The sequence below is a fragment of the Dialister succinatiphilus YIT 11850 genome, from assembly GCF_000242435.1.
Lineage (GTDB): Bacteria > Bacillota > Negativicutes > Veillonellales > Dialisteraceae > Dialister > Dialister succinatiphilus.
Window position 1 is genome coordinate 962,193 of record NZ_JH591187.1, and the last position, 25,611, is coordinate 987,803.

Genomic DNA, 25,611 nt, shown 5'->3' on the forward strand with positions numbered 1-25,611 from the left:
TGCCCGGAACGGCTGAAACATAACTTCCAAACGCTCAAAGAAATGAAATGATCTTATCTCTTTGGAAGGGGCGCATCAATGGGACGAATAGATACGTCACCGGCAATGACTCGGGTTACATGGGATCCTGTATCTACCAGAAGGCATCCATCCTTATCGATATCGACAGCCTTGCCTGTGTAGCTGTCATTTCCGAAAATGACCCGTACTTCCTGTCCCAGAGTAACGGAAAGGGTCTTCCAGTCTTCCAGCACCTTATCAAAACCTTCAGTCTGAGCCATATGATATTCCTTCTCCAGTTCTGCCAGAATGGCCGCCAGAAGATCTTTGCGGGATACGTCGATGCCTTCATTGAGGAAGGATGTGGAAGTCTCGCGGAAAGCCTCAGGAAATTCGCTTTTCTTCATGCCTGTATTGATACCGATACCCATGATAATATAATCAATTTTTTCCATGGATGCAGACATTTCTGTAAGAATACCTACCATCTTTTTGCCATGGTAAAGGATATCATTCGGCCATTTGATACCGGCATCTTTCAGTCCCAGACGTCGGATGCCCCGGCATACGCCAATGGCAGCAAGAAGGGTACATTTGGATGCTTCCATGGGGAAGAACTTCGGCCGAAGAATAAGGGAAAACCAAATGCCCTTGGCAAAGGGGCTGTAGAATCCGCGGGTAAGCCGCCCATGACCGCCGGTCTGCTCCTCTGCCACCACAATGGTCCCTTCCTCCGCCCCTTCCCTGGCGATTTTCTTTGCTTCCTCGTTAGTGGAACGGGTGGAAGACATGTACACCACATGACGTCCAAAAGTTTCCGTATGGAGGGCACTGTCGATTTCCAACGGCGTCAACAGATTGGGAGCATAAATGAGCCGATACCCTTTTCGTGTACTGGACTCAAAAATATAGCCCCTCTCCTTTAGTACTTTGATATGCTTCCAGATGGCTGTACGGGAAACGTGGAGATCTTTGGAAATCTGTTCTCCTGAAACAAATTCCCCATTCGCCTTCCTGAAGTAATCCAGGATTTCATTTCGCATAAAAGCGCCTCCTATGATAAACAGCGACAGAATGTTAGAAAAAACAGACTTGTAAACTGCCTTTTCTGTAATGCCTTGGAACAATACTTCCTTAACTCTTTTCCTATTATAGCCAGTTGTAAACCATTCGTCAACCTACATATATTATTGTATTGACATTTTAGGGCATAAAAGTTTTTTCCACCCTGGTCCTATTGAAATCCCGCCAAAAAACAAAAAGCCGGCGGCTTCAGCCGTCGGCCTTATACTTATAGAATATAGTTGGAAATATCGATATTTTCCCTGATTCTGCCCAGTTTCTCTCTTACATAGTCACTGTCTACCACCATTTCCTTTTCTTCCATATCCGGAGCATCAAAGGAGAGGTCTTCCAGCACTCTCTCCAGTATAGTGTAAAGCCTTCTGGCACCAATGTCTTCTGTTTCCAAATTAACCTCCGAGGCAATTTCTGCAATGGTATCCAGTGCATCTTCTGCAAAGGTTACATGAAGGCCTTCCGTATCCAAAAGGGCGGTATACTGACGAATCAGAGCCTGCCGAGGTTCTGTCAGGATTTTCCGAAGATCTTCTTTCGTAAGACTGGAAAGCTCTACGCGGATAGGGAAACGGCCCTGCAGTTCCGGAATCAGGTCACTGGGTTTGGACACATGGAACGCACCGGCCGCCATGAAAAGAATATGGTCTGTTTTCACCTGACCATACTTCGTTTTCACCGTAGCTCCTTCTACAATCGGAAGGATATCCCTCTGCACCCCTTCCCGTGATACATCAGGGCCGCCGGAAGCACCGGTTCTGCCGGCAATCTTATCAATTTCATCAATAAAGATAATGCCTCTTTCTTCCGCATAATGGATGGCCCTGTCCTTCACCACTTCCATATCCACCATTTCATCGGCTGCCTCTTCTGTCAGAATTTTCTTTGCTTCCCGAACGGTAACCTTCTTTTTCTTCATCTTTTTGGGCATCATACCGGCAATCATGACGGAAATCTGGTTTGCCTGCTCATTATCCGACTGGGGCGCATTGCCTTTGTCTTCCACCTTGATCTCAATCTGCCGGTCATCCAGTTCGCCGCTTCGGATTCTTTCCACCAGTTCTTTGCGCCGCTGTTTTTCTTCCTGATTTTCCGGCTTATCGGCCTGCTTTTCACCGAAAATAATATCCATGGGGCTTCTTGTCTCCGGCTTTTTAGAAGGCCACATAACTTCGGCAATGCGATGCAGCGCTTCTTCCTCCGCGTCCCTGCCGTGGCGGGCGGATTCCTCTTTCTTCACAAGACGCACCGCTTCTTCCACCAGGTCCCGCACCATGGACTCTACGTCCCTTCCCACGTAACCTACTTCGGTGTACTTGGTGGCTTCCACCTTCACAAAAGGTGCATGGGTCAGGGAGGCAATCCGCCGGGCAATTTCTGTCTTGCCTACGCCGGTGGGGCCAATGAGAAGAATATTCTTGGGGCTGATTTCCCTGGAAATATCCGGTGGAAGCTGTCCTGCCCGCCAGCGGTTCCGAAGAGCTACTGCCACAGCCCGTTTGGCATCCTTCTGCCCGATAATGTAATGGTCCAGATATTCTACAATCTTACGGGGTGTTAATTCTTCCATCAGATTTCCTCCACAATAACATTATGATTGGTGTATACGCAGATATCTGCTGCAATATGAAGTGATTTTTCCGCTATTTCACGGGCAGAAAGATCCGTATTCTGTGACAGTGCACGGGCAGCAGAAAGAGCATAGTTGCCGCCACTTCCAATGGCCAGAATACCATCATCCGGCTCAATCACTTCTCCGCTGCCGGAGACAAGGAAAAGATGCTCTCCATCGGTGAGAATCAAAAGGGCCTCCAGTTTCTGGAGCACCCGGTCACTGCGCCAGTCCTTGGCAAATTCCACGGCCGCCCGCACCAGATTGCCATTGCAGTCTCGAAGTTTGGCTTCAAATTTATCAAAAAGAGAAAAGGCATCTGCCACGGAACCGGCAAATCCTGCAATAATCTTCCCATGATACAGCCGCCGCACTTTCCGGGCCGTATTCTTCATTATTACCGCATTTCCCATGGTGACCTGCCCGTCACCAGCCATGGCTGTATGGCCGTCCTTCTTCACCGCCAATATGGTTGTCGCTGTAAACATAACTCCTCCTTCTATTTGAATGCTATAAAAACACCGCCTTTCGGCAGTTCTCCATTTCTACTTATATTATACGTTACAGAGAAAACAATGGGTAGAGGAAAGCGCCCGGCGGATTTAAAAGTTCCAATGGGCCCGGCATTGATGCTCCTAAACGAGATCCATTTCTATAAACAGCATTTCCTGCCTGACCCTGGTATACGGGGTTGTAAAGAAAAATGGGAATCCCTGAGAAATCTATTCCGCCTCCCATCTTGCAATCTTTCGCTATCGCCGTTATCATGAGGAGTAACAGAACAATTGAGAAAAGGATGGGACCATGATGGATACCAATATAAAACAGCTGAAAGATCCGGAGGAAATCCGGCAGCACATCCGGAACATTTATAAGAAAAACCGGTTCATGGAAGATTATTTCCATATCCACATTGATGAAATTCACTGCGGTAGTGTCACCGTCAGCCTGAAGACAGACCCACTGAAGCACAACAATCACAGGGGCCGCCTCCATGGCGGTGTGCTGGCTGCCCTGGCCGATTCCGTCACCGGTGTCACCAGTGCATCCGTAGGAGCTTCCGTGGTTACTGTAGCCATGACCATGAATTTCATCCGTACTGCCAAACCGGGAGAAACCATCCGTGTCACCAGCCATATCACTCACAACGGTCACTCCACCATTGTCATAGAAGCGGATATGTTTGACGAAGAGGATCATCTCATGTCTAATATACTGGCCACCATGATGGTGGTGGACCGGTTCACAGAAATACCGCGGCGCTGGAATGGTTGATCGGAACTGCCGCTTCGCGTCTCTAAGGAAGCGCTGATTAAATCATTGTTTGCTTTTATTCTTGAATTTTTATGCAATGTGAGGAATGGGCTGACGCGAATAGCGAGCTATTTAAGGAAGCCCATGACGAAACAGTGCATAAAAATTCTTATAAAAGAAAACTCTATGAATTAATCAGTGCTTCCCTAATATAAAAGATGTCGAAGGCAGCGGCAGTTTCACTGTATTTTTTCCCTTTTATCCCAAACAGGAAAATGAAACTATCCTTTGGCAAAAAAATAAGACCTTTCCATATAGAGTTCAAGAGTCATTGGCAGTCGCCAGGCGCAGCCTGCATACTGACAGTTCTAGGGAAGCGCTGATTAAATCGTTGTTTGCTTTTATTCTTGAATTTTTATGCAATGCAAGGAATGAGGCGACGCGAATAGCGAGCTATTTAAGGAGCCTCATGACGAAGCAGTGCATGAAAATTCTTATAAAAGCAAACTCTATGAATTAATCAGTGCTTCCCTAGGCACCTTTCACCATGAATCCTGCTTTACAGGCTTTTCCTGGTATAACTTGAAACCTTCAGTGGATATCACTGCTTCGTCAACGATATCGGCTCCAGCAGGAAGGCAGTTTCTTTCCTTCATAAACTCCAAGCCCAATCAAAAACTCTCCCCAGTTCGGGAGAGTTTTTGATTGAGGCCGCCCCATTTCCAGGCAGCTCCTTTTATGAAGTTTCTAAAAGATCAGATTTTGGAAAGTGCCTGTTCCACATCTTCCAGAAGATCGTCAATATTTTCAATGCCCACAGAAATACGGACAGTGCCGGGAGTAATGCCGGCTGCACGCTGGGCTTCTTCATCCAGCTGCTGATGGGTGGTGGAAGCAGGATGTACCACCAGGGACTTGGAATCCCCTACATTGGCCAGGTCCGAGAAAATATCCAGGTTATCGATAAAGTCTCTGGCTGCCTTGAATCCGTCCTTCAGCTCAATGGAGAAGATAGAGCCTGCGCCTTTGGGCAGATATTTCAGCTGGAGCTTATGATAAGGAGAGGATTCGAGGCCCGGGTAGTTAACCTTGGCTACCTTCGGATGTTTTTCCAAAAATTCTGCCAGTTTCTGGGCATTGGACACATGACGTTCTACGCGGAGAGACAGGGTTTCCAATCCCTGGATAAAGAACCAGGCAGAGATGGGGGAAATGGCTGCACCTGTATCACGAAGAACCTTGGCACGGATGCGGGTTACAAATCCTGCGCCTGGTACATCGGTGGCAAAGTTGATACCATGATAGGAAGCATCGGGGTTAGCAAAGTGAGGATATCTTTCCGGCTGATTCCAGTCGAACTGTCCGTTTTCGATAATAGCACCGCCCAGGGTAGTTCCATGACCACCAATAAATTTAGTGGTCGAATGAATAACTACATCAAGGCCATGTTCCAATGGCCGGAAGAGGTAGGGGGTGGCAAAAGTATTGTCGATAAGTACCGGCAGATGATGGGCGTGAGCAATGTCGCGGATTGCATCAAAATCAGGAATATTGATAGCCGGGTTGCCCAGCGTTTCAATGTATACAGCCTTTGTCCTGTCGGTGATGGCTGCTTCAATTTCTTCCGGATGATCAGGATTTACGAATTTGGTATGAATACCCAGCTGGGGAAGTGTATCGGTGAAAAGTTCATAGGTACCGCCATAAAGAGTGGATGCAGAAACGATTTCATCACCGGCACCGGCAATATTAAGGATAGAATAGGTTACTGCCGCTGCGCCGCTGGCCACTGCCAGACCTGCAGTGCCGCCCTCCAGGGCAGCCAGTCTCTTTTCCAGTACATCCTGGGTCGGGTTGGTAAGACGGCCATAAATAAAGCCCGGTTTACGAAGAGCAAAGAGATCTTCCCCTTCCTGCGCATCGTGGAATACATAGGAAGTGGTCTGATAAATAGGAACAGCCCTGGCTCCTGTGGTGGGATCCGGTACCTGTCCTGCATGCTGCTGAAGAGTTTCAAAACGATATTTTTTGTCTGCCATAATAATTGCCTCCGTATTTTGTATTAAGTAAAGTTAAATGCTGATTTCTCTATCATGCTGCACATTCGACATCGTATCCCTGCCATATCCTATTCCTCCTCTTTTCAGGAATTTTTCAGGAAATTTTCCTGTCCGGACTCTGCCGTGAAGGTACGTTCCTGTACCCCTGCGCTGTATCGGGCGTCTCCCGGATATGTACACACGGTCTCTCAGAAAAGACGGTTAATAAATAAAAAAACTCCCGTCCTTACCAGGACGAGAGACTCGTGTTTCCACCTAATATTTCCGCCTATGTCTCCATAGACAGCTCATGAAGTACTTGGTTATGCCGCATACCCGCGCTCTATATCGGGAGTTCCCGGGAAGGCCTACTATATCTTTCGGCCCGCCAAACTCAGAAATGCACTTCACGTCCCTATCCATATCCGCTTCCACTCTCCGGACTCGCTTTGCTGTATTCAGGACCCTACTCTTTTCTTCCTCGTTTGAAGTTGAATTAACTTTACCATGAGATTTTCATTTTGTCAAGAATAAATAGGGCCTTAGGAAAGATTATTTCATGATGACTTTTCGTCTGCTTCTTTCACTGCTTCAATGAACGCCTGGATTTTGACAGGATCTTTTCCTTGTTTATCATCATATTCTACACCGGAAGATACATCCACCATCCAGGGATGCACCTGCCTGATAGCCTCTCCTACATTGAAAGGATGAAGGCCTCCTGCCAGTATGAATTTTCTTCCTTGTGCCGAAATATGCGCCAGACATGACCAGTCAAAGGATTTGCCGCTGCCCGGTGCTGCCGCATCAAAGAGATAGGCAAAAATCCAGGGATAGGACTCTATAACAGGCACCCTGCCCTTCACATTCACAGCACGGATGATGGGGATATCCGCTTCTTCGGGGATCTCCTCTGCCAGATGTCCATGAATCTGCAGCACATCAAAACCTGCCTCTTCTATGAGTTTCACCTGCTCTGAGGTAGGAGAGACAGTTACCGCGGTTTTTTTGATTTCGGGCGGCAGAACCTCCATGATTTCCCTTGCCTTCTCTATGGTTATGTTCCGCCTGCTCTTTGGATAGAAGAGCACCATACCTGCATAGTCCACCTGATTGGAAGGCAGAAAGGCTGCTTCCTCCGGTGAGGTAAGACCGCATATTTTAATCCTTGTTCTCATAAAGCCTCCTACCAGGCTACACCGGTAGTAATATTAATCTTCATAGACTCCAGAGACATGCCGGTGGTATATTCGATTTCCCGCTGCACCTTATCTCTCATCGTGTGAATCACGTCCCGGATTTCCTGAGGCGTACCTGTGCGGACCGTTACATCCAGATAAAGAATAAGACCATTCACCTGGCTATCGCTTTTTTTGCTCCGCACATGGCGGATTTTAATCCTCTTAAGTCCTCCGGCAGCATAATTAACCAGACTTTCTATGACTTTGTCCGAAAAGGTAAGTTTGCCGTAATAACTGAATACAGGACGCACCACGGACCTTTCATTCCATTCGCTGAACCGCTTCGGCTCCTTTTTTCTGTTTCTCAGGAAGCGGAGGGGATCCACCATATACCCTTTAAAATAGGGCTTCAGTTCCATGGTGGGCACAGGGATGACATGCTTTCCTTCCTTGTGCCTGGCTTCGCTGGCTTTCAGCATATCTTCCGGTTTAGCCACATCTTCAATGCGGATGTACTTGGCCGGCATAGGGAGATCCAGAGCCTTGGCAATGGTGACCACCATACGATCCGATGTGCCCAGGATAAGCACCCGTTTGGGGTTGATTTTTTGGAGGGCCGCCCGCACTTCATCCCTCTGCTCTTTATCCCAGAAAATGGCTCTCCGCACTGCTTTAAGACGACTTTCTTCTCTTTTAGCCGATTTCCCTGCCACAATGCGGCTGTGATAGATAAGAATGCCGTCATCAATAATACAGGACGCCTTATTTTCATAAGCAATCACAAGCGCCCTATCACTTTTCCCTGTACCCGGCGGCCCGTAAAATCCGATTACTTCCATAGCCCTGCTCCTTTCATCATTTCTTTTTCCCATTATACCATGGAGATATAGAAAAAAGGCAGGTTCCCCTGCCCTTCTGAACTATCACTGCACTCTACAGCCCAATCCCACTTTCGGGACATGAATGAAATGCCAATTATGCTTCCCCTACAATCTGTACTTCCGTATGGAGATCCACGCCGTATTCCGCTTTGACCTTCTTCTGCACTTCATGGATGAGGGACAGCATATCCTCGCAGCTGGCGTGGCCGTTATTAATGAGGAATCCTGCATGCTTCTCGCTAACCGCTGCATCTCCCACAGCAAAACCTTTGAGACCCAGCTCTTCAATCATCTGTCCCACGAAGTGACCGTCAGGCCGTTTGAAGGTACTGCCGGCGCTCCGCTTCTCCAAAGGCTGCTTCGTCCTTCTTCGGTTGTTCAAATCGTCCATAAGCGCCTTGATATCTTTTTTATTTCCTGGCTTCAGGGACAGTGTAATATCTACAATCACTTCCCCATTTTCCATGAAGAGGCTGTGTCTGTAGGAATAGCGGATATCGCGACTGTCATAGGTAATGAGGTCCCCTTTCCGATCGCAGGTGGTAGCAGAAACGATGATTTTTGACATTTCTCCTCCATAGGCACCGGCGTTCATGTAAGCTGCACCGCCGATAGTTCCAGGGATACCGCTGGCAAATTCCATGCCCGACAGTCCACTGTCATAGGCTGCCCGCGCTGCCTGGGCCGTAGATACACCGCTGGACACCTTCAGAAGATTGTCATTCTGTTCGATTTTCTGCAATCTGCCGGTAAAAATCACCACGCCCCGAATCCCTTTGTCACGAACAAGGAGATTGGCACCTCCACCCAGCACAAAAACAGGCATGCCATACTTATAAGCCAGCCTGGTCACAATGCAGAGTTCTTCAGCTGTTTTTGGAATCAGAAAACAGTCTGCCGGGCCGCCAATGCCGAAAGTGGTATGGCGGCTCATTGGTTCATTGATTTTAATCTGGTTTTCGCCAAGAACCGTGGCAAAAACGTCAGCATATGTATTATTCATAGATCTTCTCTTTCCCATTGAATTAGTCACTCATATTATTATAAATTTGACTATCATGACAGTCAATGGAATTTATGAAATACTTTGATTGTAACCTCAGACCGTGATCCTGCAGGAAGAGAGACCGTATCATTCTTTTCCTCCATAAAAAAATCCGCAGACCCAGGTCTGCGGATTTTTCCAGGTTGTCATATTTTGCGGTAATTATTTCTTTTCTACCAGTTTCAGGTCAACGGCAATATTCTTGTCTACATTTTCGCCTTTAGCCAGTTTGAGTGCGGTTTCTACACCGATTTCACCCATCTTATCAGGCTGCTGGGCAATGGTAGCTGCCATGGAACCATCGTTGACTGCCTTGATGCCGTCATCGGTGCCATCGAAGCCGATGATGAAAATCTGCTTGTTAGCAGCTTTGGCAGCACTTACAGCGCCGAGAGCCATTTCATCGTTCTGTGCGAAAATAGCCTTTACATCAGGATTAGCCTGGAGAATGTTTTCAGAAACGGTGAGGCCTTTGGAACGGTCGAAATCTGCGCTCTGTTTAGCCAGAACCTTAAGTTTGTTGTCAGCGATATTATGGAAGCCCTGTCCTCTTTCGCGAGTAGCAGATGCACCGGGAATGCCTTCCAGTTCAGCCACCGGTGTACCTTCGCCCAGTTTGGAAACGATATATTCAGCTGCCATTTCGCCGCCTTTTACGTTGTTGGAAGCGATGTGAGCTGCTACTTCACCTTTATCAGCGGAGCGGTCGATGGTAATAACAGGAATCTTTGCCTTGTTGGCTGCCAGAACGGAGTTAGAAATAGCTGCAGAGTCTACCGGGTTTACGATGAGGACAGAGATATTTCCCTGGAGCAGGTCGGCAATATCATTGGACTGCTTAGCCGGGTCATTCTGGGCATCTACGATTTTCACATTTACGCCTGCTTTGTCAGCTGCAGCTTTTACACTGTTAGCCATAGTAACAAAGAAGGGGTTATTCTGGGTGGAAACAGAGAAACCAATGGTGACTTTCTTGGAACCGGAAGCTGCACCGTCAGCTTTCTTGTCAGAAGAGCCGCAGCCTGCTGCGGAAATGAGAGCTGCGCCGATAAGAGCAGCCAATGCGATTTTCTTTAACAACTTGTTTTCCTCCTTAATTTTTCTTGCGGTCCATAAGCACTGCGAGTAAAATGACAACACCTTTGACAACCTGCTGATAGAAGCTGGAAACATTTAATATATTAAGACCATTATTCAGGGTACCAATAATTAATGCACCGATAAGGGTACCGGAAATACGGCCTTTACCGCCGGCAAGAGATGTGCCGCCTAAAACAACAGCAGCAATAGCGTCCAGTTCATAGCCCATACCGGCTGTAGGCTGAGCACTGTTCAGGCGGGCAGTGAGGATAGCGCCAGCCAGGGCACAGAGGCATCCGGTCAATGCATAGGCAAAAATCTTGATCCTGTCGATTTTAATACCGGAAATATAGGATACCTTTTCATTACCACCTACAGCATAGGTCTGACGGCCAAGGGGCGTTTTTTTCAGAATGAAGAAAAGAATAAAGAATGCAATAAGCATGATAATAGCCGGTACAGGAATATCAAGGATAAATCCCTGACCGAAACCGGTGAAAATGGGGTCATCGGAAAGGCCGGAAATCGGGTTGCCATTTGTATACACCAGGGTAGCGCCGCGGTAAATCGTCATGGTAGCCAAAGTGGCAATGAAGGGTGCCACCTTGCCATAGGAAATGATCACACCATTCACAGTTCCCAGAAGGATGCCGATTACAGCAGAAAGGACAATGGCCAGTTCCGGGTTGGTGCCCTTAGTAATCATGCTGGCCATCAGGGCACTGGAAAGAGCAAGAATACTGCCTACAGACAGGTCGATACCGCCTGTAAGAATGACAAAGGTCATACCAAAGGCGATCAAAGCGTTAATGGAAATCTGACGAGCCAGATTTTTCAAGTTGGACGGATCAATGAAGCTGTCATTCAATACAGAAATGACAACAAAGAGAAGGACAAGACCGATGAGCGGCCCCATTTCCCTGATTATATTTTTTACTTTTGCGGAACTCATGCTTTTACTCTCCTCCGGTTGCAAGTGTCATAATGCGTGTTTGGGTGGCATCTTTATGCTCAACGATGCCTGCGGCTCTGCCTTCATGAATAACAAGAATACGGTCGCTCATGCCGATAACTTCCGGCAGTTCAGAAGAAACCATGATAATGGAAACCCCCTTGGCGGTAAGTTCATTCATCAGGTCGTAAATATCTTTCTTTGCGCCGATGTCGATTCCTCTGGTAGGTTCATCCAGAATCAGAAGTTTCGGATGCATGCCTACCCATTTGGCGATAACCACTTTCTGCTGGTTGCCGCCGGAAAGAGTGCTGGCCGGAAGATTAATATCCTGCGCTTTGACTCCCAGGCGTTTGGAAAGCTCACTGGAGAAATCAAACTCTTTCTTATCGTTAATCACATGACTCTGGGCCAGCCTCTCTTCGCTGGGGAGTGCAATGTTTCTTTCAATGGAAAAATCAAGGATTAGGCCTTCGGTCTTCCGGTTTTCCGTAATGAAGCCGAAGCCATGGCGGATGGCATCTCTAGGATTTTTGATATGGATTTCTTTGCCCTCAAAATACAGCTTTCCCGATTCATGGGGATCCACGCCAAAGATAGCACGCATGATTTCCGTGCGTCCAGCACCCATAAGGCCTGCTACCCCCAGGATTTCTCCTTTCCTCAGGTTGAAGGAAATATCCCGGAACACGCCGGGCTGGGTAAACCCTTCCACGCGGAAAATCTCATCACCCGGCACATTGGTGCGGGCCGGATAGTATTCGCTCATGATGCGGCCCACCATGTCCCCTACGATCTGGTCCATGTTCGTTTCTTCCGTAGGACGGGAGCTGATGGTCTGACCATCCCGCATGACGGTAATAGTGTCGCAGTTGGCAAACACTTCTTCCATGCGGTGGGAAATATAAATGATGGACACCCCTTTGTTTTTCAGCTTTTTCATTACTTCAAAAAGGCGGTCTGTTTCCCTTTCCGTCAGGGCAGCGGTAGGTTCATCCATGATGACAGTCTTGGCATCCAGCATAAGGCTTCTGGTGATTTCCGTCATCTGCTGCTGGCCTACGGAGCATTCCCCCGCGATTTCATCCAGGGGCAGATCAATGCCGATTTCCTGGCATTTTGCTTCGGCCATTTCACGCATTTTTTTGAAATCAATGGTACCAAATCTTGTTTTCGGCTGGTTCATAAGGAATAGATTTTCCAATACCGACAGGTTCGGCCAAATGTTCAGTTCCTGGTGGATAAAGGCAATGCCATGCTCTTCGGCATCTTTATTATTCTTAAAGGTAACTTCCTTTCCGTCCACCATAATGGTGCCGGCATCTGCCCTGTGAATCCCGGTGAGAATGTTCATAAGGGTGGATTTACCTGCCCCATTCTCACCCATAAGCGCATGTACTTCGCCGGGACGGACATGAAGATTGACCCCGCCCAGGACCTTATTAGCGCCAAAGGATTTGCAGATGCCTATCATATTAATATCCATGTACTTTCAGATACCTCTCTTAGAAGATGACTCCGGACTGGAGAATCACATTGGAGAAAGGAGTGATTTCGCCGGTCCTGATGACCGCTTTGCAGTCTTTTTCCCAAGCCTTCAGTTCCTCATGGCTTTCCAGCATCACCCACTCCACTTCGCTTTCAGGAAATACTTCCTGCAGCGCTTTCCACTGGGCGGGATTCTGAATCTTCGTTTCCGGTGCCAGATAAATTTTTTCAATCTGCATATATTTTGCCATTTCTTTGATGACTTCAATGAATGGCGGCTCCCCAAGACGAAGAGCCAGATCGATTTTCTGAACCCCTGCCGGAACCGGAAGGCCGCAGTCTCCTACACAGATTTTATCCGTATGGCCCAGGTCGGCCAGAACTTTTGCAATGCTGCTGTTAAGGATTCCTACTTTTTGCATGAGAGCATTTCCTCCACTTCATTTCGCCAGGGCATTCCTCCCTGGGCACCAATCTTCCCAACTGAAAGAGCTGCTGCTGCATTGGCAAACCGGATAGATTCCCTGATGGAAAGTCCTTCTGCCCTGCCGGCAGCAAAGGCACCGTTGAATGTATCACCGGCGCCTGTAGTATCTACGACAGGCACATGGAAACCGGGTACATGGACTACTTCGTTTCCTTCTCCATAAAGAACGCCTTCGCTTCCCACGGTCATAATCACTTTTCCTGCATGAGACTTCAGGATTTCATCCCTGTCCATGCCCTGGAACATAAGGGCTGCCTCATGTTCATTAGGCGTAATATAGGTCACCTTATCTATCCATTCCTTCGGAATGTCCATGTAGGGCGCCGGATTCAGCATGACCGGCACCTTTTCCTCATAGCAGCGGTCAATAATGTAGCCAATGGTATCCATGGGAATTTCATGCTGCAGCATAACCAGGTCAGAGGTTCTGATAATATCAAAGGCTTCATCCACCACCTGGGGGCTCACTCTGTCATTGGCTCCTTTGAGAACAATAATGCTGTTGTCTCCTTCCGCCAGAATGATATGAGCCGTACCTGTATCCACTCCGTCCAGTACCGATACATAGTCCGTTTTCACGCCGCTTTTCTTCAATGCATCCAGCATGAGGCTGCCATAGGCATCGCGGCCTACACAGCCCACCATATAGACTTCCTCACCCAGCCGGGCAGCCGCCACGGCCTGGTTGGCACCTTTGCCGCCGGGAGAAACAATCAGACGTTTTCCCATCACCGTTTCGCCAGCTAAAGGCCTTCTGTCTGCTTCCACCGTGAGATCCATATTGCAGCTTCCGATTACAGAAATGTGCCCCATATAACCTCCCAATTGTATATTCACAAGTATATACTTTTCAAAACCAACTCAAAGTCAACGCTATTATTTTACCACACCACTGCTGGAGATTAAAGGAGGAAGAAATAAGAAACTTGTAAAAATTTAAAACAGTCCCCTGCCTTTCCCATTTTACCATCTATCCTTTTTACCATCTATCCTTATTATACTGAAAATAAAAGAATTCGTTAAGGATGGAAGCATTGATTTACAGACTGAAGAAATAAAGCAAAAAGCAGGGTTTGAAACCCTGCTTATGCATGTATCAATTACCGATCCACATGGGTCATGTCTTTAGGAACAACCCACTGATCATATTCTTCCGGTTTCACATAGCCCAGAGCCAGTGCCGCTTCCCGAAGGGAGCTGTTGTCTTTAAAAGCCTTTTTTGCAATTTCCGCCGATTTTTCATAGCCGATATGAGGCGACAGGGCAGTAACCAGCATCAAAGATTTCTCCACCAGTTCTTCCATTCTCTCTTTATTGACCTTAATACCCCGAGCACAGTGGATATCGAAGGAATGAATAGCAGCTCCCAGAAGTTTCACTGATTCTATGAAGCTGTCTGCCATAACCGGTGCATATACGTTCAGTTCAAACCGTCCCTGGGAAGAAGCCATGGAAATGACCGACTGGTTGCCGTGCACCCGGCAGGCCACCATGGTAAGAGCTTCGCACTGGGTAGGATTGACCTTGCCCGGCATAATGGAAGAGCCCGGTTCATTGGCAGGAATTGTCAATTCGCCAAGGCCTGCCCGTGGGCCGCCGGCCAGAAGACGGATATCATCAGCAAACTTCATGCAGTCTCCACCCAGCGCATCCAGAGCGCCATGGGTAAAGACCATGTCATCCCGTCCCGTTAAAGCATAGAATTTATTAGCTGCCGAAGTAAAGGGAAAACCCGTTTCTTCGGAAATGGCCTTTGCCACTTTATCCCCGAAATCCTTCGGACTGTTAAGGCCTGTACCTACAGCTGTGCCGCCGATGGCAAGCTCATGAAGATATTTTTCTCCATCTTCAATCATGGACCTGGATTTCTTCAGCATTTCCACCCACCCCGATACTTCCTGACCAAAGGTGAGGGGTACCGCATCCTGCACATGGGTACGGCCGATTTTTACAGTGTGCATGTACTCTCTGCTCTTGGCTTCAAAAGTAGCCGTCAGGTCATTTAAAGGCCCGTAAAGGTAATGATGAAGGGAATACACCGCTGCCACATGGAGAGCCGTAGGGAAGGTATCATTGGAAGACTGAGCCATATTGACATCATCATTGGGATGGACGCGGAGAGTGCTTCCTTCCTGTTTAAGCTTACGATTAGCAATATGAGCCACCACTTCATTCATATTCATGTTGCTCTGGGTGCCGGATCCGGTCTGATAAACCACCAGCGGGAATTCACCCTCCCACTTTCCTGCCAGAATTTCGTCGCAGGCGCTGCGGATGGCTTCTCCTTTTTCTGCAGCAAGAGCCCCTCTTTCCTCATTTACCTTGGCAGCGCATTTTTTTAGGATGGCAAAAGCACGAATAATCTCCTTCGGCATTACGTGGCCGATTTTGAAATTTTCAAAAGAGCGCTGAGTCTGGGCGCCCCACATATGATCTGCCGGAACACGGACTTCGCCTAATGAATCATGTTCAATACGATATTCCATAGTGCTCTCCTTCATGAAAAAATTATCCACTGAGTTGTTGAAAAAAGGAAGGAAGCCGTCATGCCTGCTTCCATTTATTCATTGTAGCATGTTGCCTTTATGTAGAAAATTACCAACTTGGTATAGAAAAAAGCCAAATCATTGCATGGAAAGCATACAAGGTTTCTTCTGAAAGCCCCGGTTCAGAAAATCGAATTTTTTGAGGTTCTTACTCTTCATAGGCCTGCACATTCCGCGGAGCACTTGACAGCCGCCTTTAGGGAAGCACTGATTAATTCATAGAGTTTTCTTTTATAAGAATTTTTATGCACTGTTTCGTCATGGGCTTCCTTAAATAGCTCGCTATTCGCGTCAGCCCATTCCTCGCATTGCATAAAAATTCAAGAATAAAAGCAAACAATGATTTAATCAGCGCTTCCCTAGAACTCAATCCGGAAAGAGATTTTCCAGTGTAATCAGCCCGACTGCTGCCTTCTATTTTCCACCTTCCACCTTTTTTACTGCATCCTCCAGATTCTCATTAAAATCAATCTTCCCAAAGCCGGAAGAACGGGGCAGTTTCAGTTTGAAATCCGAGAGAAGACAGAATTCTGCTTTCCCTTCCTTCATGCACACATCGAATACATGCCCTCCCTCTTTCCTGTCATCAGAAAGATAGTGGAAATGGTAACCCGGCATGTTAAGGCCACCCATGAAGGAGGGGCAGTAAAGTCCGATGAGAGTCCCTTCCGTATGTTCAAACTGGAATTCCACCTGGTCTTTTTTCATCACTTCATCCAGCCGGACATAAGGCTTTTTCTGTGCTTTTTCGCTTCTAGCATATACTTTTTCAAAGGTCCCATGAATTCGTATACCATAAAAATAATTAGGACCCCAGTTCTTTATGAATCCGTCCGCTTTTTCACGCAGTTCATCCAGTGAAGAAATGTCTTTCATCGGAAGGGTTCTGTCTGTTTCAAAGAAGAACACATCGGCAAAAGGTACCTTCCAGCGGTCATCCGCTTCCTTCACTTCACCCCTGCCGTTCACCTGGTACACCCTGCCCCGGCACATGACAAGCTCGCCGTCCAGAGAGTCAAAGGTACCGATGCCGAAATCCCCCTGTCTTTTCAGTTCCTTCACTTCCACAGATCCTTCATAATGACCCAATACCAGGGACTGCAGAAGTGCTGCCTGGAAAAGAGGTCTGCTGTTTAAAGAGGAATTCATTTTTCCTGTCTCCTTTCCAAAGAGAATTGCCGGGAAAAATCCCGGCAATAACCAATGAAAATCATTCTAATGAATGGATAAAATCCATAATTTCCTTTTTCTTATCTTTCAAAAGTTTCCTGTCCCCTTTCGTTTCCATATTGAAACGAATCAACGGTTCCGTATTGGAGGGGCGCAGATTGAAACGCCAGTTATCATACTCTATGCCTACACCGTCAATCAGATCTACCCGGCTGGCACCTTTTCCATATTTTTCTTTCACCTGTTCCAGAATAAAATCACTGTTCTTCACGGTGAGATTGATTTCACCGCTGCAAGGGAACTCCTCTTCCATTTCCTCCACCAGTTCGCCTAGATGTTTCCCTTTTTCACTCATAATCTCTGCCACAATAAGCCAGGGAATCATGCCGGAATCGCAGTAGGAAAAATCGCGAAAGAAATGATGGGCTGAATTTTCTGCTCCGTAAATTCCCTTGACCCGGCGCATGGTTTCTTTCATGAAGGCATGACCGCCCTTAGATTCCACCGGTTTCCCACCAAGTTCATGACAGATTTTTTCCGTACACCAGAAGACCCGGGGATCGTGGACAATCGTTTCTCCCTTATGACGTTTGAGAAAATATTCTGCCAAAAGGCCTACCATGTAGTAGCCCTCTACAAAGTGTCCCTTTTCATCGATAAAGAAGCAGCGGTCAAAATCACCGTCCCAGGCAATACCCAGGTCCGCCTTTTCGGAAAGTACCGCATCCACAAGGGGTTTCCTGCATTCCTCCAGCATGGGATTAGGTACACCATGGGGGAAGGAGCCGTCAGGATCCATATACAGTTCTGTGAAATGGAAAGGAAGATGCTTTTTTAATTCAGAAAAGGCAATATTGGCACAGCCATTTCCTGCATTCACTACAATATGAAAAGGTTTCATAGCCTTCACATCTACAAAACTCAGAAGAGAAGCTATGTAGTCGGAAAGGATTTCTTTATGAAATAAATTTCCCTTTTTACCGCATTCCGGAAAATTGCCGGAAAAAGCGAGCGTTTCGATATCCTTCAGGCCTGTATCGGCACTCACCGGAATTCCTTCCTCCCTCACAATTTTAATGCCATTGTAATCAGAAGGATTATGGCTGGCCGTAATCATGAAGCCCCCATCCATGCCATAGTGAAAAGTACCGTAATACATCATTTCCGTGCCACAGAGACCGATATCATATACATCGCTGCCGCCATCCATAAGGCCTCTGGCTGCAGCTTCGCTGATTTTTTTTGAACTGGGCCGAACGTCAAAGCCGATGCACATGGCTTTGGGATGGTACAGCGCCGCATAGGCACGGCCCACCCGGTAGGCCAGGTCCTCATTCACTTCATCCGGCACAATGCCTCGAATATCATAAGCCTTAAATCCTTTATGAGACATCGGTAAAGGTTCCATTATTTATTTTCTCCCTTCTCCTTCAGACGGCCAAGCACGGTAAGATAACCATCAGCGCCATACTTAAGGCACCGCTTCACCCTGGAAATGGTGGCCGTACTGGCGCCGGTTTTCCTTTCAATCTGGTCATACTTTTCCCCGTTTTCCAGCATACGGGCCACCTCCAGCCGCTGGGACATATCCCGAAGCTCGTTGATGGTGCATAAATCTTCAAAGAATTCATAGCATTCATCCCTGGTCTTTAAGGAAAGGATGGCGTCAAACAATGTATCTGTCAGAGGATTGACAAGTCTCTGGTTTACACTCATAGGTATCCCTCTTTTCATTTCAGAAACCGGCTTTTCAGTCAGCTTTTTTACTTTAGTATATTATAGCATTACAGGCTGACAGGTGCAAAGTGCAAGGCTGTCTCGTAAAGCGCTGGCCACCGACGGCTCCCCAGCCTGACCGCCATGACTTTTACGAATCTTATATCCCCTATTTACTATTTCTATTGACAAGACTTCTGAATCAGAGTACTATAATCTCAACCCTTGCATATAGGGTAAATACATATAGATTCATCATGAGTGGCGGAGGGACTGGCCCTTTGAAGCCACGGCAACCATTCTTTTAGAAACGGTGCCAATTCCAGCGGGTATATACTCGAAAGATGATGTGAAGCTGACTTTCATCTTTCGATGAAAGTTTTTTTTATTAAAGGAGTTCCCAATGATTGAACTGAAGCATATAACAAAATTATATGGTAATTTCAAAGCACTGGACGACATCAACCTTTCTATTAAGGATGGAGAAATCTTCGGTATTGTCGGACAGTCCGGCGCAGGCAAATCTACATTGATTCGCTGCGTGAATATGCTCGAGCCTCCCACATCCGGTGAGGTCATAATTGATGGAAAAGACATGACGAAGCTGTCCAAAGCCCAGCTTCGGGAAGAAAGAAAGAAAATCGGCATGATTTTCCAGCATTTCAATCTTCTTTCCAACAGGACCGTAGCCGGCAATGTGGCATTTCCACTGGAGCTGTCCCATGTGCCCAAGGCAGAACAAGCGAAGAGAATCAACGAAATTCTGGAACTGGTGGGCCTTACGGAATACAGGAACAAGTATCCTTCCCAGCTTTCCGGCGGCCAGAAACAGCGTGTAGGTATTGCCAGGGCTATCGTTTCCAATCCTTCCGTCCTTCTTTCCGATGAAGCCACCAGTGCCCTGGACCCGGAAACGGTAAAATCCATTCTCCAGCTTCTGAAGGATATCAACAAAAAAATGGGCATTACCATTATCATGATTACTCACCAGATGGAAGTTATTAAAGAAATCGCCGAACAGGTGGCAGTCATTGAAAAGGGTAAAATTATCGAACAGGGTTCCGTAGTAGACCTCTTCACCAATCCCCAGACCGAAACACTGAAGAAGTTCGTAGGCTCCGTCATGTCCTCCGATGTACCGGAGCAGCTGTCTCACATGAATATTTCTAAAGTAAAGCAGAAGGACAGCGACCAGACCATTGTGAGCCTGAAATTCCGAGGCGATGTAGCCAACGAACCAATTATTGCTAATCTCATCAGAAAATACAATCTGGACGTAAGCATTCTTTACGGATCCATCGACTACATCCAGAACGTTTCCTTCGGCCGCCTTATCATCATGATCAATGGTCACGAAGAGGACATGAAAAAAGCCCTCGGCCATTTACAGTCTTTACCAATTACAAGTGAGGTAATCGGATATGTCCCCAGTGATAACTAATCTTCTTCTGAAAAGTCTGGCTGAAACGCTGTACATGCTTTCTGTTTCAGCTATCATTGCCGCTTTAATCGGCATTCCCCTGGGTATTCTTCTGGTGGTTACAGAAAAACATGGCATTCTTGCCTGCCCGGTATTGAATAAGCCTCTGGCTTTCATTATCAACCTCATCCGTTCCATTCCATTCATTATCCTCATGGTGGCCATCATCCCTTTCACCAGGCTGGTGGCAGGCACCTCCATCGGTACCACGGCAGCCATCGTCCCGCTGACCATCGCTGCCATCCCCTACACCGCCCGCATGGTGGAAACTTCCATCCGTGAAATCCCCTTCGGCCTCATCGAGGCAGCGGAATCCATGGGTGCTTCTCCCCTGCAGATTATCTGGAAAGTTCTCATTCCGGAAGCCCTCCCCTCCATCATTGAAAGCTTGACTGTAGTCATCGTATCCTTAATCGGTGCTTCCGCCATGGCCGGTACCATCGGCGGCGGCGGCCTCGGCGATCTGGCCATCCGTTACGGATACCAGCGCTTCCAGGCAGATGTAATGATTGCTACCATCATTGTCCTGGTCATTATCGTGCAGCTCCTCCAGTTCATTGGCAGCAACCTGGCCAAGAAGGCAGATAAGCGTTAAATCTGTATATAATGGGATTCAAACCCTTATATAATATTTCCAGATTTCATATAGAAACATGAAATCTAATTCAAAAGAGAAAGGAAGTCCTATTTATGTTAAAGAAGTTAGCTATTGCCAGCCTGTGCGCCCTCTCCGCAGCAGCATTCATCACCGGCTGCGGTTCCAGCCAGAAGCCGGCATCCTCTGCAGCAGCTTCTGCGCCTGCAGAAAAGAAAGAAATTACCGTAGGTGCTACTGCCGGTCCCCATGCAGAAGTGGTAGAAGCAGCTGCCAAAGAAGCTGAAAAGAATGGTCTCAAAGTGAATGTTAAAGAATTCTCCGATTACATCACCCCTGACCAGGCACTGGCAGATGGCGACCTGGATATCGTAGTATATCAGCACAAGCCATTCATGGAAAACTTTAATAAACAGCATGGCACTCACCTTACCGACATCGGCAGAGCCATCCTCATGCGTATGGGCATTTACTCCAATAAAGTAAAGGACGTAAAAGACCTTCCTGAGGGAGCGACCATTTCCATTCCTAATGATCCCACCAACGAAGGCCGCGGCCTCCAGCTGCTGGAAAAAGCGGGCGTTATTAAGTTGAAAGAGGGCGTGGGCATGAAAGCTACCCCTGCTGATGTTGTAGAAAACCCGAAAAACATTCAGTTTAAGGAAATCGAAGCAGCCCAGCTTCCCAGAAGCCTTGACGATGTGGATGCATCGGTTATCACTATGAACTATGTCATGAGTGCAGGCCTCTCCCCTGAAAAGCAGGGTATCTTCCTGGAAGATAAAGATACTCCGCTGGCAGTTATGATTATTGCCGTACGTGAAAAGGATAAGGATCAGCCTGCCTATAAAAAATTCGTTCAGGCTTATCAGTCTGACGCTGTTAAGAAATTCATTGCTGAAAAATACAAAGGCACCATCGTTCCTGCCTGGGACTAATCGTCTGCTTAAACAAAAAGCTTTGGAAAAGTTTCCTTTTCCAAAGCTTTTTTATTGGGACAAACCAGATAAGCCGGATGTCCAAGGCATCCAGTCGTCTATACGCTATCTCCTCCAGACCTTCTCCGCCAGGAGAGCCATTCTTTCATGGCCTTCCCTGTTGGGGTGGACACCATCGCTGTACCATTTTTGTTCCGGCGGAAAGGCTTTTGTAAAATCAAGGACCGGCAGATCCCACGCCTTAGCCAGTGAGCGAAGGAATTTCTGATATTCCTGAAGGTCCCTTTTATTCCTTTTAAAGGAGCCTGCTTCCTGCCATCCCGTTTCTACACTCATTTCCGTAAAGAGCGGAGGAATGCCAAGGGTCAGCGGAATCCTTCCTGCCAGCCTGCCCAAAGACTTTTCTACCATATTTTCCAAAACCACAAGGCGAAGGCCAAAGAGGATATCATTGGTACCACCCATGAAGAAATACCCCTCCCCCTTCCGCACCCTGCCGGAAGCAGCAGAAAGTCTGTCCAGTATGTCGGAAGCCATAGAGCCTGAAAGTCCATGGTTATAAAGGGTAATCCCTTTCAGTGCATGATCTGCCAGAGCTACCCAGCCCTCGCCGGGAAGAACACCATAGCCTTCGGTAAGACTGTCGCCGAAACAGTGAATCATAGAAATGTTCTGGTTCCATAAAGCACTCATGGTTATCACCTCATTTTGATTGTATCATATGGCATGGACAGCAGGAAAGGCAGAAAAACTTATGGCTCTATCTGGAAATTAGACAAGCAGCACCGTCCTGCAGATGAAGGCATAGAAAGACCTTGCCGCTGAATGGGCAGGAAGATCCATGATTCATGGATGTCTCTTGATTTCTATGTCTCTTTTTATTACAACAAAAAAGCCTCCCGAAGGAGGCTTTTTGAATAGATATTATTCATCTACTGTAACCGTTTTCTTTGGTTTTCTGAACCCGTGAATTCTTTCAATAACGATGAACAGCATGGGAACAATGAAAATCTGGAAAAAGGTAGCAGACAGCACGCCGAATACCACAGCAATACCCATTTCAGAACGGGAATTGGAGCCGGCACCGGTGGACAGAGCCAGAGGCACGTTGCCCAGGATGAATGCCAGGGAGGTCATGAGAATCGGGCGGAGACGAATCTTTGATGCTTCAATAGAAGCCTTCACCACTTCCATACCGCTATCTACACGAACCTTTGCATATTCTACAATCAGAATTGCATTCTTGGCCGCCAGACCGATAATAGTCAGAAGACCGATCTGGAAGTAAATATCGTTGTACACATTAAACGCAAATGCACCAAGGCAGGCTCCGAAGAAACCTGTAGGAATACCAAGAATGACAGAGAATGGAATTTTCCAGCTTTCATAAAGGGCTGCCAATGAAAGGAATACGAAGAGCATACCTAAAGCCAGTGCATAGACAGTCTTGCCGCTGGCCTCCCGTTCCTGCGCAGAAGATTCAGCGAATGCATATCCATAGCCGTTTGGCAGGGTCTCCTTCGCCACTTCATCCAATGCATTCAGAGCCTGGCCGGAGGAGTATCCTTCGGCCTGGTTGCCGCCGATCTTAACGGCAGGGAAGTTGTTGTAACGGGTAATGACTGCAATGGCATTGGATTTCTTAGGTGTAATAAAATTGGAAATCGGCACCATGTTGCCCTTGTTGTCCTTTACCATAAGGAACTTATTGTCGTTAGGACTCATGCGGTACTGGGTATCTGCCTGGGCAACAACTTTGAAGTTACGCCCATAAATGGTAAAATCGTTAATCTGTACAGAGCCGTAGTAAGCCTGGAGAGCAGTGAAAATATCACCCACATTGACCCCGTTTCTGGCTGCCTTTTCTCTGTCGATATCGTAATTATAAGACGGAGCATCCATACGGAAAGTGGTGTAGGCCATCTGAATTTCCGGACGCTGGTTAGCAGCTGCCAGGAATTTGCCAATAACAGCCTGCATGTTTTCATTGGAATCACCGCTCTTATTCTGGATATAGAGGGTAAAGCCGCCGGAATTGCCGAGGCCGGGAATCGGCGGTGGGTTCAGCGCCATCAGAGTGACACCGGGATGTGTAGCGTTGAATGCAAAGGCCTTCCCCATAACGGCGGAAACCTGCATATCTTTGGATTTACGTTCATCCCAGGGTTTCAGTTTGACAAAGGAAAGACCGGCGTTCGGCTTCTCTCCGCCTGACAGGATATCCATGCCTACCACGCCCTGGGTGACTTCTACTGCCGGATTTTCTCCGATATATTTCAGGAATTCTGTCAGATACTGGACAGTTCTTACGTTCACCGCTCCTTCCGGCAGAGACATGGCATTAATGAAGAATCCGTTATCTTCCTGTGGGATGAAGGCTGTAGGCAGCTTCACAAACATGAAGACAGCCGCAACGAAGAGGGCAAAGAGCACCCCAAGAGGTACATAAATGGCATGAGCCATTTTCCGGAGAATTATGCCGTAGACTTCAACCATGTGGTCAAAGCCATCGTTGAAGCGGTCCCACATGCGGTCGATTCTTCCTTTATCCGCTTTCTTCTTGACCGGTTTCAGAAGGCCGGCACAGAGGGCCGGAGTCAGAGACAAAGCGGTAAACGCCGACAGGATAACCGAAACAGCAATGGTCAAAGCAAACTGTTTGTACAGGATACCCATAATGCCGCCAAGGAAGGCAACCGGTACGAATACGGCCGCCAGCACCACGGCTACGCCGATAACCGGGCTCTGTACCTTCTGCATGGCTGCCACAGTTGCTTCTTTCGGATTCATGTTATTGTAGCGCATTTCGTATTCCACCGCTTCAATAACCACGATGGCATCATCTACAACCAGCCCGATGGCAAGAACCATGGCAAAGAGGGTTAACGTATTAATGGTGAATCCAAGAATTTCAAAGGAAGCAAAGGTACCAAGAAGGGATACAGGCACCGCAATCATCGGGATCAGTGTAGATCTCCAGTTCTGCAGGAAGATAAACACAATGATGCCTACCAGAATGAAGGCTTCCACAAATGTTTCAATAACTTCCTTGATGGAAGCATAAATGAAATCGGTATTATCCATAATGATGACATATTTCATATCATCAGGGAAGGATTTGGCATCTTCTGCCAGTTTTGCCTTGATGGCACCGATGGTCTGAACCGCATTGGCATCATCGGTCAGGGAGAAGGCCACCCAAGAGGTTTCATAGTTGCCTGCTTTGGAAATAAAATTGTAATCCTTTGCATCCAGCTCTGTACGGGCCACATCCTTCAAACGGAGAAGGCTGCCGTCATTGTTGGTGCGAAGTACGATATTGCCGAATTCTTCCGCTGTCACCAGACGGCCTTTAGCGGTGATGACATATTGGAAAGGCTGGTCCATGGAAACAGGAGGCGCACCGATATTGCCGGCGGCAATCTGTTTGTTCTGATTGGACACGGCAGAAATCACTTCAGCTGCGGTGATATTATTCTGCGACATCTTGGTGGGATCCATCCAGATACGCATGGCAAAATCGGAACCGAATTCCTGTACTGTACCAACACCTTTAATAGACTTCAGTTCGTCCAGATAGTTCATACTGAAGTAGTTTTTCAAGAAATTCTTGTCATAGGTGCCGTTAGGAGAATAGAAACTGACAACCAGTGCCATATCACCGGAAGATTTTCTGGTTGTAACGCCAATGTTTCTGACCGTATCCGGCAGACCGGCATCGGAGGCGGTAACACCGTTCTGTACACGGACCGTAGCAAGATCGGAGTCCGTGCCCATGGCAAACTGCACATCAAGAGAATAGGAGCCGTTGGAGTTACTGTTGGAGTTCATACTGTCGAACCCTTCCACCCCTACTACGTTCTTCTCTATGACTTCCGCCACTGTCTGGGCTACGACTTCTGCATCAGCGCCGGGATAGGTGGCCCATACGGAAACCTGAGGCGGTGTAATGCGGGGGTAGCGGTCCACGGGCAGGGAAAATACAGCCAGCAGCCCTGCAATGGAAACCACCAGCGCCACAACGATAGCAAAGATAGGACGCTTGATAAAGAAATTAGCCATAGGTCCTC

Annotated in this window: 22 protein-coding genes and 1 riboswitch; of the genes, 4 read left to right on the top strand and 18 right to left on the bottom strand. The window is 47.4% G+C overall.

What is annotated here, in order from left to right; translation table 11 throughout:
* Nucleotides 1-53 precede the first annotated feature (53 nt).
* From HMPREF9453_RS04190 to hslV, 3 genes are all read right to left on the bottom strand, one after another.
* Nucleotides 54-1,043 carry a biotin--[acetyl-CoA-carboxylase] ligase gene (locus tag HMPREF9453_RS04190; RefSeq protein WP_008859330.1) on the bottom strand — a complete coding sequence of 330 codons (990 nt, stop codon included), beginning with the start codon at nt 1,041-1,043 and terminating at the stop codon, nt 54-56.
* A 248-nt stretch (nt 1,044-1,291) separates the two neighbouring features.
* Complete coding sequence (hslU, locus tag HMPREF9453_RS04195; protein WP_008859331.1) at nt 1,292-2,647, bottom strand: ATP-dependent protease ATPase subunit HslU; 1,356 nt, start codon at nt 2,645-2,647, stop codon at nt 1,292-1,294.
* Entirely contained in the window at nt 2,647-3,177 is a 531-nt protein-coding gene (gene hslV / locus HMPREF9453_RS04200; protein ID WP_008859332.1) for an ATP-dependent protease subunit HslV, read from the bottom strand. Before hslV ends, hslU begins: the two co-directional genes overlap by 1 nt.
* 316 nt (nt 3,178-3,493) lie before the next feature.
* Here hslV and HMPREF9453_RS04205 point away from each other — a divergent pair, with 316 nt between their 5' ends.
* The gene (locus HMPREF9453_RS04205) at nt 3,494-3,964 is read left to right on the top strand and encodes a PaaI family thioesterase (protein ID WP_008859333.1); all 471 of its coding nucleotides are present in this window, start codon (nt 3,494-3,496) and stop codon (nt 3,962-3,964) included.
* 734 nt (nt 3,965-4,698) lie between these two features.
* Here HMPREF9453_RS04205 and HMPREF9453_RS04210 read toward each other — a convergent pair.
* From HMPREF9453_RS04210 to HMPREF9453_RS04270, 13 genes are all read right to left on the bottom strand, one after another.
* Nucleotides 4,699-5,982: an O-acetylhomoserine aminocarboxypropyltransferase/cysteine synthase family protein gene (locus HMPREF9453_RS04210; protein ID WP_008859334.1), complete on the bottom strand. Its 1,284-nt coding sequence runs from the start codon at nt 5,980-5,982 to the stop codon at nt 4,699-4,701.
* 557 nt (nt 5,983-6,539) lie between these two features.
* Complete coding sequence (locus tag HMPREF9453_RS04215) at nt 6,540-7,160, bottom strand: phosphoribosylanthranilate isomerase (protein WP_008859335.1); 621 nt, start codon at nt 7,158-7,160, stop codon at nt 6,540-6,542.
* A gap of 8 nt (nt 7,161-7,168) precedes the next feature.
* A complete protein-coding gene (locus tag HMPREF9453_RS04220) occupies nt 7,169-8,002 on the bottom strand; it encodes an Asp23/Gls24 family envelope stress response protein (protein ID WP_008859336.1) in 834 nt (277 codons plus the stop codon).
* 136 nt (nt 8,003-8,138) lie between these two features.
* On the bottom strand, nt 8,139-9,047 hold the full coding sequence (murB, locus tag HMPREF9453_RS04225; RefSeq protein WP_008859337.1) for a UDP-N-acetylmuramate dehydrogenase: 909 nt from the start codon (nt 9,045-9,047) through the stop codon (nt 8,139-8,141).
* Between the two features lie 204 nt (nt 9,048-9,251).
* Nucleotides 9,252-10,169: a ribose ABC transporter substrate-binding protein RbsB gene (rbsB, locus tag HMPREF9453_RS04230; RefSeq protein ID WP_008859338.1), complete on the bottom strand. Its 918-nt coding sequence runs from the start codon at nt 10,167-10,169 to the stop codon at nt 9,252-9,254.
* Between the two features lie 13 nt (nt 10,170-10,182).
* On the bottom strand, nt 10,183-11,121 hold the full coding sequence (locus HMPREF9453_RS04235; protein WP_008859339.1) for an ABC transporter permease: 939 nt from the start codon (nt 11,119-11,121) through the stop codon (nt 10,183-10,185).
* A 4-nt stretch (nt 11,122-11,125) separates the two neighbouring features.
* Nucleotides 11,126-12,607, bottom strand: a complete 1,482-nt coding sequence (locus HMPREF9453_RS04240; RefSeq protein WP_040379579.1) for a sugar ABC transporter ATP-binding protein — start codon at nt 12,605-12,607, stop codon at nt 11,126-11,128.
* A gap of 19 nt (nt 12,608-12,626) precedes the next feature.
* Nucleotides 12,627-13,031 (bottom strand): D-ribose pyranase, encoded by a 405-nt coding sequence (gene rbsD, locus HMPREF9453_RS04245; protein ID WP_008859341.1) that lies wholly within the window; start codon nt 13,029-13,031, stop codon nt 12,627-12,629.
* On the bottom strand, nt 13,019-13,909 hold the full coding sequence (gene rbsK, locus HMPREF9453_RS04250; RefSeq protein ID WP_008859342.1) for a ribokinase: 891 nt from the start codon (nt 13,907-13,909) through the stop codon (nt 13,019-13,021). Before rbsK ends, rbsD begins: the two co-directional genes overlap by 13 nt.
* A gap of 287 nt (nt 13,910-14,196) precedes the next feature.
* Nucleotides 14,197-15,582 carry a class II fumarate hydratase gene (fumC, locus tag HMPREF9453_RS04255; protein WP_008859343.1) on the bottom strand — a complete coding sequence of 462 codons (1,386 nt, stop codon included), beginning with the start codon at nt 15,580-15,582 and terminating at the stop codon, nt 14,197-14,199.
* Nucleotides 15,583-16,056: 474 nt separating this feature from the next.
* On the bottom strand, nt 16,057-16,791 hold the full coding sequence (gene budA, locus HMPREF9453_RS04260) for an acetolactate decarboxylase (protein WP_008859344.1): 735 nt from the start codon (nt 16,789-16,791) through the stop codon (nt 16,057-16,059).
* Between the two features lie 61 nt (nt 16,792-16,852).
* Nucleotides 16,853-18,220 (bottom strand): phosphohexomutase domain-containing protein, encoded by a 1,368-nt coding sequence (locus tag HMPREF9453_RS04265; protein ID WP_008859345.1) that lies wholly within the window; start codon nt 18,218-18,220, stop codon nt 16,853-16,855.
* Nucleotides 18,220-18,528, bottom strand: a complete 309-nt coding sequence (locus HMPREF9453_RS04270) for a YerC/YecD family TrpR-related protein (RefSeq protein WP_008859346.1) — start codon at nt 18,526-18,528, stop codon at nt 18,220-18,222. The genes HMPREF9453_RS04265 and HMPREF9453_RS04270 overlap by 1 nt, the downstream gene beginning before the upstream one ends.
* Before the next feature lie 249 nt (nt 18,529-18,777).
* Nucleotides 18,778-18,879, top strand: a riboswitch (SAM riboswitch).
* A gap of 52 nt (nt 18,880-18,931) precedes the next feature.
* Here HMPREF9453_RS04270 and HMPREF9453_RS04275 point away from each other — a divergent pair.
* The 3 genes from HMPREF9453_RS04275 to HMPREF9453_RS04285 all read left to right on the top strand — a co-directional run bounded on the left by HMPREF9453_RS04275 (nt 18,932) and on the right by HMPREF9453_RS04285 (nt 21,541).
* Complete coding sequence (locus tag HMPREF9453_RS04275; protein ID WP_008859347.1) at nt 18,932-19,969, top strand: methionine ABC transporter ATP-binding protein; 1,038 nt, start codon at nt 18,932-18,934, stop codon at nt 19,967-19,969.
* The gene (locus HMPREF9453_RS04280) at nt 19,950-20,603 is read left to right on the top strand and encodes a methionine ABC transporter permease (protein ID WP_008859348.1); all 654 of its coding nucleotides are present in this window, start codon (nt 19,950-19,952) and stop codon (nt 20,601-20,603) included. The genes HMPREF9453_RS04275 and HMPREF9453_RS04280 overlap by 20 nt, the downstream gene beginning before the upstream one ends.
* A 95-nt stretch (nt 20,604-20,698) precedes the next feature.
* Nucleotides 20,699-21,541, top strand: a complete 843-nt coding sequence (locus HMPREF9453_RS04285) for a MetQ/NlpA family ABC transporter substrate-binding protein (protein WP_008859349.1) — start codon at nt 20,699-20,701, stop codon at nt 21,539-21,541.
* A gap of 105 nt (nt 21,542-21,646) precedes the next feature.
* On the opposite strand, the gene HMPREF9453_RS11030 is transcribed toward HMPREF9453_RS04285, so the two are convergent.
* Together HMPREF9453_RS11030 and HMPREF9453_RS04295 are read right to left on the bottom strand one after the other, a co-directional pair.
* A complete protein-coding gene (locus HMPREF9453_RS11030) occupies nt 21,647-22,234 on the bottom strand; it encodes an SGNH/GDSL hydrolase family protein (RefSeq protein WP_008859350.1) in 588 nt (195 codons plus the stop codon).
* 231 nt (nt 22,235-22,465) lie between these two features.
* The gene (locus HMPREF9453_RS04295; RefSeq protein ID WP_008859351.1) at nt 22,466-25,603 is read right to left on the bottom strand and encodes an efflux RND transporter permease subunit; all 3,138 of its coding nucleotides are present in this window, start codon (nt 25,601-25,603) and stop codon (nt 22,466-22,468) included.
* Nucleotides 25,604-25,611: the final 8 nt, after the last annotated feature.

Excerpts from the sequence above, each read along its gene's own strand:
- HMPREF9453_RS04190 (WP_008859330.1), bottom strand. The coding sequence starts at position 1,043 with ATGCGAAATGAAATCCTGGATTACTTCAGGAAGGCGAATGGGGAATTT.
- hslU (WP_008859331.1), bottom strand. The coding sequence starts at position 2,647 with ATGGAAGAATTAACACCCCGTAAGATTGTAGAATATCTGGACCATTAC.
- hslV (WP_008859332.1), bottom strand. The coding sequence starts at position 3,177 with ATGTTTACAGCGACAACCATATTGGCGGTGAAGAAGGACGGCCATACA.
- HMPREF9453_RS04205 (WP_008859333.1), top strand. The coding sequence starts at position 3,494 with ATGATGGATACCAATATAAAACAGCTGAAAGATCCGGAGGAAATCCGG.
- HMPREF9453_RS04210 (WP_008859334.1), bottom strand. The coding sequence starts at position 5,982 with ATGGCAGACAAAAAATATCGTTTTGAAACTCTTCAGCAGCATGCAGGA.
- HMPREF9453_RS04215 (WP_008859335.1), bottom strand. The coding sequence starts at position 7,160 with ATGAGAACAAGGATTAAAATATGCGGTCTTACCTCACCGGAGGAAGCA.
- HMPREF9453_RS04220 (WP_008859336.1), bottom strand. The coding sequence starts at position 8,002 with ATGGAAGTAATCGGATTTTACGGGCCGCCGGGTACAGGGAAAAGTGAT.
- murB (WP_008859337.1), bottom strand. The coding sequence starts at position 9,047 with ATGAATAATACATATGCTGACGTTTTTGCCACGGTTCTTGGCGAAAAC.
- HMPREF9453_RS04235 (WP_008859339.1), bottom strand. The coding sequence starts at position 11,121 with ATGAGTTCCGCAAAAGTAAAAAATATAATCAGGGAAATGGGGCCGCTC.
- HMPREF9453_RS04240 (WP_040379579.1), bottom strand. The coding sequence starts at position 12,607 with ATGGATATTAATATGATAGGCATCTGCAAATCCTTTGGCGCTAATAAG.
- rbsD (WP_008859341.1), bottom strand. The coding sequence starts at position 13,031 with ATGCAAAAAGTAGGAATCCTTAACAGCAGCATTGCAAAAGTTCTGGCC.
- rbsK (WP_008859342.1), bottom strand. The coding sequence starts at position 13,909 with ATGGGGCACATTTCTGTAATCGGAAGCTGCAATATGGATCTCACGGTG.
- fumC (WP_008859343.1), bottom strand. The coding sequence starts at position 15,582 with ATGGAATATCGTATTGAACATGATTCATTAGGCGAAGTCCGTGTTCCG.
- budA (WP_008859344.1), bottom strand. The coding sequence starts at position 16,791 with ATGAATTCCTCTTTAAACAGCAGACCTCTTTTCCAGGCAGCACTTCTG.
- HMPREF9453_RS04265 (WP_008859345.1), bottom strand. The coding sequence starts at position 18,220 with ATGGAACCTTTACCGATGTCTCATAAAGGATTTAAGGCTTATGATATT.
- HMPREF9453_RS04270 (WP_008859346.1), bottom strand. The coding sequence starts at position 18,528 with ATGAGTGTAAACCAGAGACTTGTCAATCCTCTGACAGATACATTGTTT.
- HMPREF9453_RS04275 (WP_008859347.1), top strand. The coding sequence starts at position 18,932 with ATGATTGAACTGAAGCATATAACAAAATTATATGGTAATTTCAAAGCA.
- HMPREF9453_RS04280 (WP_008859348.1), top strand. The coding sequence starts at position 19,950 with ATGTCCCCAGTGATAACTAATCTTCTTCTGAAAAGTCTGGCTGAAACG.
- HMPREF9453_RS04285 (WP_008859349.1), top strand. The coding sequence starts at position 20,699 with ATGTTAAAGAAGTTAGCTATTGCCAGCCTGTGCGCCCTCTCCGCAGCA.
- HMPREF9453_RS11030 (WP_008859350.1), bottom strand. The coding sequence starts at position 22,234 with ATGAGTGCTTTATGGAACCAGAACATTTCTATGATTCACTGTTTCGGC.
- HMPREF9453_RS04295 (WP_008859351.1), bottom strand. The coding sequence starts at position 25,603 with ATGGCTAATTTCTTTATCAAGCGTCCTATCTTTGCTATCGTTGTGGCG.